The organism is Nocardia sp. NPDC052254 (assembly GCF_040679495.1).
GTDB lineage: Bacteria > Actinomycetota > Actinomycetes > Mycobacteriales > Mycobacteriaceae > Nocardia.
Window position 1 is genome coordinate 106,807 of sequence record NZ_JBFAUW010000016.1, and the last position, 11,662, is coordinate 118,468.

12 protein-coding genes are annotated in these 11,662 nt (G+C 66.8%); 4 read left to right on the forward strand and 8 right to left on the reverse strand.

Annotated elements, in window-relative coordinates; genetic code table 11:
- The first annotated feature begins 124 nt into the window (after window positions 1–124).
- Together AB0L57_RS28705 and glgB are read left to right on the forward strand one after the other, a co-directional pair.
- Window positions 125–2,128, forward strand: a complete 2,004-nt coding sequence (locus AB0L57_RS28705) for a maltotransferase domain-containing protein (protein ID WP_364968581.1) — start codon at window positions 125–127, stop codon at window positions 2,126–2,128.
- A gap of 31 nt (window positions 2,129–2,159) precedes the next feature.
- Window positions 2,160–4,310, forward strand: coding sequence for a 1,4-alpha-glucan branching protein GlgB (glgB, locus tag AB0L57_RS28710; protein WP_364968585.1), 2,151 nt, complete (start codon window positions 2,160–2,162; stop codon window positions 4,308–4,310).
- Window position 4,311: 1 nt separating this feature from the next.
- Here the strand turns inward: glgB and AB0L57_RS28715 are convergent, their stop codons facing one another.
- The 5 genes from AB0L57_RS28715 to AB0L57_RS28735 all read right to left on the reverse strand — a co-directional run bounded on the left by AB0L57_RS28715 (window position 4,312) and on the right by AB0L57_RS28735 (window position 7,764).
- Window positions 4,312–4,833 carry a hypothetical protein gene (locus tag AB0L57_RS28715; RefSeq protein ID WP_364968588.1) on the reverse strand — a complete coding sequence of 174 codons (522 nt, stop codon included), beginning with the start codon at window positions 4,831–4,833 and terminating at the stop codon, window positions 4,312–4,314.
- A gap of 6 nt (window positions 4,834–4,839) precedes the next feature.
- Complete coding sequence (locus AB0L57_RS28720; protein WP_364968591.1) at window positions 4,840–5,208, reverse strand: SSI family serine proteinase inhibitor; 369 nt, start codon at window positions 5,206–5,208, stop codon at window positions 4,840–4,842.
- Window positions 5,209–5,240: 32 nt separating this feature from the next.
- On the reverse strand, window positions 5,241–6,089 hold the full coding sequence (locus AB0L57_RS28725) for a tetratricopeptide repeat protein (RefSeq protein ID WP_364968630.1): 849 nt from the start codon (window positions 6,087–6,089) through the stop codon (window positions 5,241–5,243).
- Between the two features lie 61 nt (window positions 6,090–6,150).
- Window positions 6,151–6,504, reverse strand: a complete 354-nt coding sequence (locus AB0L57_RS28730) for a DUF3817 domain-containing protein (RefSeq protein WP_357569725.1) — start codon at window positions 6,502–6,504, stop codon at window positions 6,151–6,153.
- Window positions 6,505–6,582: 78 nt separating this feature from the next.
- Window positions 6,583–7,764, reverse strand: coding sequence for an acetyl-CoA C-acetyltransferase (locus AB0L57_RS28735; RefSeq protein WP_364968596.1), 1,182 nt, complete (start codon window positions 7,762–7,764; stop codon window positions 6,583–6,585).
- Window positions 7,765–7,875: 111 nt separating this feature from the next.
- Here AB0L57_RS28735 and mce point away from each other — a divergent pair, with 111 nt between their 5' ends.
- The gene (gene mce, locus AB0L57_RS28740; RefSeq protein ID WP_364968599.1) at window positions 7,876–8,346 is read left to right on the forward strand and encodes a methylmalonyl-CoA epimerase; all 471 of its coding nucleotides are present in this window, start codon (window positions 7,876–7,878) and stop codon (window positions 8,344–8,346) included.
- A gap of 86 nt (window positions 8,347–8,432) precedes the next feature.
- On the forward strand, window positions 8,433–9,425 hold the full coding sequence (locus AB0L57_RS28745; protein ID WP_364968633.1) for a hypothetical protein: 993 nt from the start codon (window positions 8,433–8,435) through the stop codon (window positions 9,423–9,425).
- A gap of 80 nt (window positions 9,426–9,505) precedes the next feature.
- On the opposite strand, the gene AB0L57_RS28750 is transcribed toward AB0L57_RS28745, so the two are convergent.
- From AB0L57_RS28750 to AB0L57_RS28760, 3 genes are read right to left on the reverse strand one after another with little or no spacing between them, the layout of a single operon-like run.
- Window positions 9,506–9,811 carry an ATP/GTP-binding protein gene (locus AB0L57_RS28750; protein WP_364968601.1) on the reverse strand — a complete coding sequence of 102 codons (306 nt, stop codon included), beginning with the start codon at window positions 9,809–9,811 and terminating at the stop codon, window positions 9,506–9,508.
- A 5-nt stretch (window positions 9,812–9,816) separates the two neighbouring features.
- Entirely contained in the window at window positions 9,817–10,563 is a 747-nt protein-coding gene (gene nucS / locus AB0L57_RS28755; RefSeq protein ID WP_364968604.1) for an endonuclease NucS, read from the reverse strand.
- A 46-nt stretch (window positions 10,564–10,609) separates the two neighbouring features.
- Window positions 10,610–11,353, reverse strand: coding sequence for a rhomboid-like protein (locus tag AB0L57_RS28760; protein ID WP_364968606.1), 744 nt, complete (start codon window positions 11,351–11,353; stop codon window positions 10,610–10,612).
- Window positions 11,354–11,662 lie beyond the last annotated feature (309 nt).

Below are 11,662 nucleotides of genomic sequence, written 5' to 3' on the forward strand. Positions count from 1 at the left end.
TACGCACCGAAACGACACCGGTCTCGAAGCGGAACCAACGCCCCGGAAAGTCTGTCACGACCACCCCGCTCCCGCAATCGCGCCACCGCGTATTCGCCGGGGCATTGCCGGTACGGTTGTCCGGGTGACCGGTCGCATCGCCATCGATGACACCGCCCCGGCCGTACCGGGCGGGTACCCGGCCAAGGCCGTGGTCGGCGAGGTGTTCCCCGTGCGGGCGGTGGTGTGGCGCGAGGGACACGATCCGGTCGCGGCCACCCTGGCCGTGCGTGGGCCCGCCGGCGGGCGCACCCAGCGCATTCGGATGGCACCGGAATTCGAACCCGACGTGTTCAACGCCGTCTTCACTCCGAACACCCCGGGACGGTGGACCTTTCGCGTGGAGGGCTGGGCCGATCCGATCGCTGGATGGCGCGCCGCGGTGGAGGCGAAACTGGCCGTCGGGCAGAGTGCCACGGATCTGGCCAACGATCTGGAACTCGGTGCCCGCCTCCTCGATCGAGCCGCGCAGGCCGTCCCCAAACGTCAGTGGGAGAAACTCCGCGCCGCCGCAACCGCCCTGCGCGGCGATGCCCAGCTCCCGGCCCGAGTCGCACCCGCCTTCAGCGCCGAGGTCGGCGAGATCCTGCGGGCGGCACCACTGCGCGACCTGGTCACCCGCGGACCCGCCCATACCGTCCTGGTCGAGCGACGCCGAGCGCTGGTCGGTTCCTGGTACGAGTTCTTTCCCCGCTCCAGCGGCGGCCGCGACGCAGACGGCGCCGCGGTGCACGGCACCTTCGCCACCGCCCGAAGCGAACTTCCCCGCATCGCCGCCATGGGTTTCGACGTGGTGTACCTGCCGCCGATCCATCCGATCGGCACGGTCAATCGCAAGGGCCCCAACAACTCTCTGACCTGCGAGCCCGGCGATGTCGGATCGCCGTGGGCGATCGGCTCGGCCGAGGGGGGCCACGACGCGGTCCATCCCCTGCTGGGCACCGACGCGGAGTTCGCCGAATTCGTCGCCGCCGCAGCCGAACTGGGACTCGAGGTCGCACTGGATCTGGCCCTGCAGTGCGCACCGGACCATCCCTGGGTCGAACAGCACCCGGAGTGGTTCACCACCCTGCCCGACGGCACCATCGCCTTCGCGGAGAATCCGCCGAAGAAGTACCAGGACATCTATCCCCTGGACTTCGACAACGATCCCGACGGCCTGTACGCCGCGGTGCTCGCCGTGGTCCGGCATTGGATCGGGCTGGGCGTCACGATCTTCCGGGTCGACAACCCGCACACCAAACCCGCCGACTTCTGGGAGTGGCTGATCGCGCAGATCCGCCGCATCGATCCCGATGTGATCTTGCTGTCCGAGGCCTTCACCGTCCCGGCCCGGCTCTACGGACTGGCCCGCCGCGGATTCTCGCAGTCCTACACCTATTTCACCTGGCGCACGGCCGCCCACGAGCTGGCCGACTTCGCCCGCGAACTCGCCGCCAAGGCCGATGAGGCCCGGCCCAACCTGTTCGTCAACACTCCCGACATCCTGCACGAGAGCCTGCAGCACGGCGGGCCGGGCATGTTCGCGATCCGCGCCACCCTGGCGGCGACGATGGGCCCGAGCTGGGGCATGTACTCCGGATTCGAGCTGTTCGAGCATCAGGCCGCCGGCCCCGGCAGCGAGGAATACCTCGACTCGGAGAAATACCAGTTACGCCCGCGCAACTTCGCCGAGGCGGCCGCGCGCGGAGAATCCCTGGAACCGTTCATCACCCGGCTCAACGAGATCCGGCGGGCGCATCCGGCACTGCAGCAGTTGCGCTGCATCACCTTTCATCATGTCGACAATCCCGCACTGCTGGCCTACTCGAAGGTCGATCCCGGCTCCGGCGACGCCGTCCTGATCGTGGTGAACCTCAACCCGTTCGGAGCGGAGGACGGCATGGTCTCGCTCGATCTGCCCGCCATCGGACGCGAGTGGCACGATCATCCGACGGTTCGCGACGACATCACCGGTGAGGAATATCACTGGGCCCAAACCAATTACGTGCGGCTGGATCCGGTGCGGGCACCGGCGCACATCCTCGTCCTGCCGGCCGTCGCCGCGGCCGAGCGCACCGAACTAGCCTATCGCCGGACGTTCCGATGATCACCGCCGTCGCGGGCGGGTGGTCGCGACGATGAATCGGCGCGACCTCATGCTCCTGGCGGCCGGCACCCACCACGACCCGCACACCGTCCTGGGTGCCCATCCCGATCGCGGCGGCACCGTGATCAGAACTCTTCGCCCGCATGCCGATTCGGTGAGCGCGCGGATCGGCGATACCGATCATCCGCTGCACCACATCGGCCATGGCGTCTTCGAAGGTGTGGTCGGATTCGAGGAGCTGTGGGACTACCGCCTGGTGGTGTCGTATCCGGGCAGCCGGACGGTGCTGACCGCCGACGGATACCGGTTCCTGCCGACTCTCGGCGAGCTGGATCTACATCTGATCGGCGAGGGACACCACCAGCGACTGTGGGAGGTCCTCGGCGCCCATCCCCGCCGCTACACCACCCTCGACGGGGACGTGACCGGCACCTCGTTCGCGGTATGGGCACCGAATGCGCGCGGCGTCACCGTCTTCGGCGATTTCGACAGCTGGGGCGGTACCAGCACGCCGATGCGCCGACTGGGCTCCGCGGGGATCTGGGAGGTGTTCGTCCCGGACGTACCGGTGGGAGCGCGGTACAAATTCCGGATCCACGGCGCCGACGGACGCACCACCGACCACGCGGACCCCCTGGCCTTCGCCACCGAGGTCCCGCCCGCCACCGCCTCGGTCGTCACCCGCAGTGCATTCGAGTGGACCGACCGGCAGTGGTGCAGCGCCCGCGCCGCCCTCGACCCCACCCGTGCGCCGATGAGCATCTACGAACTGCACCTGGGCTCGTGGCGGCCGGGCACCGACTACCGGGCCGCCGCCGAACAACTCGCGGAATACGTTGCCGCACTCGGATTCACCCATGTCGAGCTGCTCCCCGTCGCCGAACATCCCTTCGGCGGCTCCTGGGGCTACCAGATCACCTCCTACTACGCTCCGACCGCACGCTTCGGCTCCCCCGACGATCTGCGCGCCCTCGTCGACCATCTGCACAGCCGCGGTATCGGCGTGATCCTCGACTGGGTTCCCGGCCATTTCCCCCGCGACGAGTGGGCGCTGGCCCGCTTCGACGGGACACCGCTCTACGAACATCCGGATCCACGCCGCGGCGAGCAATTGGAGTGGGGCACCTACGTTTTCGACTATGGGCGTAACGAGGTCCGCAACTTCCTGGTCGCCAACGCGCGGTACTGGATCGAGGAGTTCCACATCGACGGACTGCGTGTCGACGCCGTCGCCTCCATGCTCTATCTGGACTACTCGCGACCACCGGGCGGCTGGGAGCCCAATATCCACGGCGGCCGGGAGAATCTGGAAGCCGTCGCCTTCCTGCGTGAGATGAATACCGCGATCCACACCGAACATCCGGGCGTGGTCACCATCGCCGAGGAGTCCACCACCTGGCCCGGCGTGACCCGCTCCACCGATGTCGGCGGTCTCGGCTTCACGTTGAAATGGAATATGGGCTGGATGAACGACACCCTCGGCTACCTGGCCCACGATCAGGTCCATCGCAGCTGGCACCACAACGAGATCACCTTCTCCGCGGTGTACGCGTGGAGTGAGAACTATCTGCTCCCGATCAGCCATGACGAGGTCGTCCACGGCAAGGGCACACTGTGGACCCGGATGCCGGGCGACGACTTCGCCAAGGCGTCCGGAGTCCGGGTGCTGCTGTCCTACCTGTGGGCCCATCCGGGCAAACAGCTGCTGTTCATGGGCCAGGAATTCGGCCAGTTCCGCGAATGGTCACACGATCGCGGCCTGGACTGGGACGAACTGGCCAACCCCCTGCACGAGGGGATCCGCCGGCTGGTCACCGACCTCAACACCACCTATCGCGCCCATCCCGCGCTGTGGACCCAGGACACCGCACCCGGCGGCTTCGCGTGGATCGAGGCCGACGACCACATCGCCAATGTCCTGGCCTTCCTGCGCTACGGCACCGACGGCTCGGTGGTGGCCTGCGTGTTCAACTTCTCCGGTATCGAACAGCCCGGCTACCGGATCGGCCTGCCCACCGGGGGCCGCTGGCGGGAAATCCTCAACTCCGACGCGACCGGCTACGGCGGCAGCGGCATCGGCAATCTCGGTGGCGTGGACGCGACCGAGGAACCGTGGCACGGGCGCCCCTGCTCCGCGGTGCTGGCCCTCGCGCCCAACAGCGCGATCTGGCTGACCCGCTAGCTCACCAGCGCAGCATGGGCAGCGGGCGGCCGGGATGGCGCAGCGCCCATCCCGATCCCGCACGCAGCAGGAACGCGTGGAACCCGTGATACGGCAGCGCCGCGACGATCGTGTGGACCGCATCGCGCGTGAGCCCGGACCGCAGCAGGCCATGGCTGACGTCGATCCGATCCGCCAGCCGGAAGGTCTCGGTGAGCCGGTCACCGACTCCCCGCAGCCGGTGGTGGTCGAGCACCATCCGCCGCGCCGCGCCGATGTCGACGACCCCGGCGATGGCCGCGTACTCGTCCACGAGCGCCGCCGAGGGTTCCAGGTAGTCGAAGGTCGCGGCGGTCCAGATCCCCAGATCGTGGACGGTCCAGGCCAGCACGGCGGCATCGGGAAGCTCCGCGCCGAACAGCAGGCCGTGATAGTTCATCCCCCGCAGCACGTGGTTGCGGTAGGTGACCAGATCCATTCCCAGCTCGTCACGGTGACGGTCGAGAATCGCAGTGACGATCGGATGATCGGTGCGCACCGTCATCACGACTCAGAACTGCCAGGGGGCCGGCAGATCGGGAACCCGGCAGCCGTAGGTGCGTTCCACCGAGACCGGCGTCCCGTGCACGGTGCCGTGGGCCCGCAATTCGACCGGGTAGTACCGCACGCACCGGACGCTCGCATCCGAATCGGGCAGCTCGAGCTCGCCGTCAGCCAGATATGCGCAGGCCCCCGCCGAATCCGGATGTGTGCCACCGACCGGATCACAGGTCAGCGTGACGGTCCGCGGTGCGCGATCGGGTTCGGTCCGGGTGAAGACGAGACTGGTGGCCGCATCATGTGCCCCGGCGCCACCCGCGGGCACCAGCACGGCCGCCGCACACGCCGCACCGGCCACACACCGCATCACCCTGATCACACCAGCTCCCATCCCCGCGGCGGTTCGCGCACTCAGTACAGCGCGGTCGCCAGTTTGCGGCGGGCGGCCACCACGATCGGGTCGGCGGTGTCGAACAGTTCGAACAATTCGACCAGCCGGGAACGCACCCGATTCCGATCGTCACCCGCGGTGCGCTTGATCAGGTTGATCAGCCGATCGAAGGCCGCATCGGGCTCCTGGTTGAACAGTTCGGCATCGGCGGCGGTGAAGGCGGCATCGATATCGGCCGGGTCGGCATCGGCGACCGCGATCGCATCGGCGGGCAGTGCACGAGCCCGGTCGAAGAACCGGACCTGGCGCAGCGCCGCCTTGGCCTCCTCATTGGCGGGCTCGGCGGCCAGAATCGCCTCGTAGGCCGCCTCGGCGCCGGCGATATCGCCGCGGTCGAGCGCCTCCTCCGCGGCCACGAAACGCGGATCCTCCGGTGCCGGCGCGTCACCCTCCTCCGCGTCCGCACCCGGCAACTTGCCCTGCACAGCGTCGACGACCGCGTCCAGCCACTGCGTGACCTGCGCTTCCGGCTGTGAGCCCTGGAAATCGGCCAGGGGCTGCCCCGCGGCCACCGCGATGACGGTCGGGATGCCCTGCACTCCGAAGGCCTGCGCGATGCGCATGTTGGCTTCGGCCTCGACGGTGGCCAGCTCCCAGCCGCCCTGGGCCTGACCGACCAGCCGCTCGAACAGCTTCACCAGATCGACACTGCCCGGACTCCGCTGGGAGTACAGGACCACGACCACCGGCACCTCGAGCGAACGCCGCAGCACCTTGGTCTCGAAATCGGCCTCGGTGACGGCATGATCGCCCGGAACGTCGGTGGCAGCCGGCTGTTTGAGAGCGGACAGATCCACCGCGCCGGACATGGCGGCGGCGACGGCGGGCGAAGGACGACGTGCGGCAGGTCGAGTCACGACATCCAGTTTGTCACGAGACGGCGGCCGTCGGTGCCGGGGTCGGGCTCAGTTCACCCAATTGCCCGCTCCGAATCGCCCACCGCTCGAACCACACCGAACTGAACGGCACCACCGACGACACCAGTCCCAGCAGAATCGTCTTACCGGGCCACTCGAACTCGCGCCAGGCCAGCAGCAGGCTGATCGCGTACAGCACGAAGATGAGGCCGTGCAGCATGCCGAACACCATCACCGGCCAGGTGATGGGTTCGGGTAGCCGCTTGAGTACCGAGCCGAGCAGCAGCAGCGCCCACGACGGCGCTTCCAGCAATCCGAACAGACGCACTCGTTTGGCCACGGTGCTCACGTCGAAGAATTCGCCCATGGGCACCATTGTGCCGAACGACTACGGAGTGTCGTAGTAGGTGTGGGTCATACCACAGGTATCCGGCCGCGACCGGGTTCAGACCCGCACGATGAGGGCGTCGCCCTGACCTCCGCCACCACACAGCGCGGCCACGCCGACACCGCCGCCACGCCGCTTCAACTCCAGCGCCAGATGCAGCAGGATCCGCGCGCCCGACATCCCGAGCGGGTGACCGATCGCGATCGCGCCACCGTTGACGTTCACCTTCTCCGGATCGATGCCCAGCTTGCGGGTCGACGCGATGCCGACCGCCGCGAATGCCTCGTTGATCTCCACCAGATCCAGATCCGCCGGCGAAATCCCCTCACGCGCACAGGCTTTCGCGATCGCGTTCGCCGGCTGCTCCTGCAACGTGGAATCCGGACCGGCCACCACCCCCGCGGCGCCGATCTCGGCGATCCAGCTCGAGCCCAGCGCCTGCGCCTTCTCCTTGCTCATCACGACCACCGCGGCCGCACCGTCGGAAATCTGCGAGGCGGTACCGGCGGTGATCGTGCCGTCCTTCGCGAAGGCCGGACGCAGCTTCGACAACGACTCCACGGTCGTGTCCGCGCGGATGCCCTCGTCCTCGCTCACCACGATCGGATCACCCTTGCGCTGCGGTACCGACACCGGCACCACCTCGTCGGTGAACACACCGTTCTTCCACGCTGCCGCGGCCTTCTGATGTGACGCCGCGGCGAACGCGTCCTGCTCCTGACGGCCGATTCCGTCGCCGGCATTGCGCGATTCGGTCAGCGCACCCATCGCCTGATCGGTGAAGATGTCGTGCAGCCCGTCGTAGGCCATGTGATCACGCAACGTCACATCGCCGTACTTGAACCCGGTACGGCTCTTCTCCAGCATGTGCGGCGCCTGGCTCATCGACTCCTGCCCACCGGCCACCACGACCTCGTACTCACCGGCACGAATCAACTGATCCGCCAGCGCGATCGCGTTGATACCCGACAAACACACCTTGTTCAGCGTCAACGCCGGAACATCCATCGAGATACCACCCGCCACAGCCGCCTGCCGCGCCGGAATCTGCCCCGCACCCGCGGTCAGCACCTGCCCCATGATCACGTAATCGACCAGCTCGGGCGAGACCACACCGCGCTGCAGCGCCGCCTCGATCGCGAAACCACCCAGATCCGACCCGGAAAACCCGGACAGACCACCGAGGAGCCGGCCCACCGGAGTACGAGCACCGGAAACAATGACAGAGGTGGTGGCCACGGGGAACCTCGCTTCTCGTATTTCGGGACGGTCACGATGGACCGCTCTCGTACCCAACGGTAACCCTTGCCGTCCCGGCAGCTCCAGATAGGTGCGCGCTACCGTCGAGGGGTGAGCAATACCGATACGTCCGCTTTCATTCCCGCCGACTACGTCATCGCCGTCGACCACGTGGGCATCGCCGTGCCCGATCTCGACACCGGCGTGGCCTGGTACTCCGACAACCTCGGCATGGTCGAGACCCACCGTGAGGTCAACGAGGCCCAAGGTGTGCACGAAGCGATGCTCTCGCTGCCGGGCGCCGGTGACGATGCCACTGCTCTGCAGTTGCTGGCACCGCTCAACGAGGAGTCCACGATCGCCAAGTTCATCGACCGCAACGGTCCAGGACTGCAGCAACTGGCCTACCGCGTCACCGATATCGATGCCGTGGCTACTTTTCTGCGAGGCCGCGGCATCCGTTTGCTGTACGAGGCCCCGCGCGCGGGAACTGCGAACTCGCGGATCAATTTCGTACACCCGAAGGATGCTGGCGGTGTGCTCATCGAACTCGTCGAGCCGGCGGCGAATCCTACTCACTAGTACCGCAATACGGCCACAGAAACAGTTCGTAACGACATTCGCAGTCGACTCACCATGGTGGGTCGACAGGCTGTAGTTTGTGGGGCATGTCGTCCACTGAGCCCGATCGCAATCGCTTCGTCGCGTTGCCCTTTACAGTAGTCCGTAAGGGCTATGACCGTGACGAAGTACGCAATTACTTCGACCGCTTCGATGCCGAGCTGAGGGTCACCGCCACAGATCGCGATGCCGCTGCCGCTCAGGCCCGCAACCTGGCCGCCCAGTTGGAGGACGCCCGCGACGAGATCGACGAGCTCCGCAAGGAAGTCGATCGCCTGTCGGTTCCGCCCACCACCGCGGAAGGCATGAGCGATCGAATTTCCCGGATGTTGCGTTTGGCATCCGACGAGGCGTCCGAGGTTCGCGCGCAGGCGCAGGCCGAGGCCGCCGAGATGATCTCCATCGCGGAGCAGCAGGCCACCGAGATGCGCGGCAAGTACGAGTCGCTGCTGTCGGAGACCAAGGAAAAGCGCGAGGCGCTCGAGGTCGAGTTCGAGCAGACACTGTCGAACGCGCGCACCGAGTCCGCCAAGATCGTCGAGGCCGCCCAGGCCGATGCCACGCGCATCACCAAGGAGGCCGAGGCCAAGCGCAAGGCCGCACAGCAGGACTTCGAGGCCACGATGGCGGAGAAGCGCACCAAGCTCACCAAGGCCATGGAGGAGCTGGAGGCTTCCAGCCGCTCCGACGCCGCCCAGCGCATCAAAGAGGCCACCGACGAGTCGAACCGTCTGGTCAGCTCTGCCACCCAGTCCGCCGATCGCAAGATCGCGCATGCGAAGGAACTGGCCGAGGAGATGCGCGTGCTGCGCGGCCGAGTCCTGGCTCAGCTGTTGGGAATTCGCGGCCAGCTCGACTCGGTCCCGGCCATGCTGGCAGCGGTCAACCGCGAAAGCGAGCTGCTCGACGGCGCACCGGAGCAGCGTTCGCTGTCCGGTAAGCAGTCCGGTTCCGGCCGACAGAAGGCCATCCCCGAGGTCAAGGCGGAAGACGAAGAGTCCGTCGACGACGCGCGCGAAAGCGCCGACGTCTCGAGCTGATACGCGCCACCACCCTCAGGGCGACACTTCACCACTCGTTTCGAGGCCGCTCCCGCACCGCGGGGGCGGCCTTCCCTATGTCATGACCAGCGGCGTGTGATCGACCGGGTATCCCGGCCACGCCAGCAGCCGGAATGCCAATGACGCCGGTCGTTTTCACCACCGTCTGCCGGCCACGCCACGATATGGGCTGTGCCGGGGACGATTTCGTGATCACACCCCGGACACCGATAGGTCTTCACCGCACGGGCACCCGGAATCGTCCGCACCACATAGCTTTCCGTGCCGCCCGGCCCGGCCTCGGTGCGGCCGAAGACGTCACCGATCGGTCGCGACCCCGGGGGGAATCGCGACGACGGCCGAGGGCGAGGCTTACGACGCGGCACGGCGGTCAGAACAACCTGAACTCGGCACTGTCGGTGCCGCGCAGAGCATCGTAATCGAGTGTGACGCACCGGATTCCACGATCGGTCGCCAAGGTGCGAGCCTGCGGTTTGATCTGCTGGGCGGCGAACACACCGGCGACCGGCGCCAGCAGCGGATCCCGGTTCAGCAATTCCAGATATCGCGTCAGCTGTTCCACTCCGTCGATCTCACCGCGACGCTTGATCTCTACCGCCACGGTGGCACCGTCGGCGTCCCGGCACAGAATGTCCACCGGGCCGATCGCGGTCATATATTCCCGCCGAATCAGCGAATAGCCCTCACCGAGGGTGACGATGTGTTCGGCAAGCAGTTCCTGCAGATGGGCTTCCACCCCGTCCTTCACGAGTCCCGGATCGACACCGAGCTCGTGTTTCGAGTCGTGCTCGATGTCCTCGACGGTGATTCGCAGTTCTTCGCCGGCCTTGTTCGTCACCACCCACAGCCGGACGGCGGAATCGGGCGCGGCAGCGGCGTCGGGTACGGGATCGGCGTCGGGTACGGATTCCGACTCGGGCGAAACGGCGGATTCGGCTTCGCGCTCCTCCATCCAGCACGGCGGGCTCATCCAATTCAACGGCTTGTAGGAGCCGCCGTCGGAATGCACCAGCACCGAACCGTCCGCTTTCATCAACAACAGCCGACGAGCCATCGGGAGGTGTGCGGTGAGCCGACCCACGTAATCGACCTGGCAACGAGCAATCACAAGGCGCACCGGTCGAGTTTAGGCCCTCGCCACACCCGTCACGGCCGCGGGGCGATCACCCGACGAGCAGCACATAACCGAGCAGCGCGGCAACCACGAGCAGTGCGGTCTCCACCCAGTTCAGTCGCGACACCCTCGTCCGGCCGCTGCGCAACAGCAACCATCCGACCAGCAGGCCGATCGACAACGCGAGCAGATGACCGACATTGGTGAAGGTCCGCCCCATGACCACCCCGGCCACCGCCACAGCGCCCAGTGAGATCGCCCAGGTGGGCCGCCACTTGCTCGGCAGCACGACGATCAGCGATCCGATGACCGCCAACGCTCCGTAGCTGACGCCGACATCTTCGGCGAACGAAATACTGGTGGGCAGCCATTTGACGCTCACAGCGATCCACAGGCCCCCGGCAACCAGCAGCGTGGCCCCGATGTGCCCGGCGATGAAGATGCGCAGCAGAGACAGCGCCCCGAATCGCCATTCGGCGAGGATGAGCAGACAGACCAGAAGCGGAATCAGCAGCGCGCCCGCGGTCCCGTCCCCGATGACGAACGCACTCGACAGCAATGTGCCGAAGCGCCCGGCGAGCAGGTTGTGCAGATTCGTGCTCGCATGCTGGATCACTCGTGTCTGCTGGGAATCACCGAGTACCGACACCAGCACGGTCACCGCGATCAACAGGACGCCGTAGCTGTAGGTCATCGGCAGCTTGAAACGCTCCCGAAGCGTCAGCGAACGGTCGGCCGCGACGTGGTCGGACCCCAGTGCTGCCTGCGTGGCCGGCTCCTGGAGTAGAACCATTCGGATCACCTTCCGTCAGCAGATCGGCACCGATTGCACCGGATCGACACTTTCCATGATCCCGATCGATCGCCCGAATGGTCTCAGGGTTACTTAGGAAAGTCCTGTGAATGCTGGATTACCCACCCGAATCGATCCCATTCGCCCGAATATTCGACGGCGCGAAACTCGACTCGTCCGGTCCCGCCAACGAAGGGAGTGAACACTCCCTCCAAATGCGGAGAGGCCCCCAACCTGCTGGTTGGGGGCCTCTCGCAATGTATGTTCCGGCGGTGTCCTACTCTCCCACACCCTGTCGAGTGCAGTACC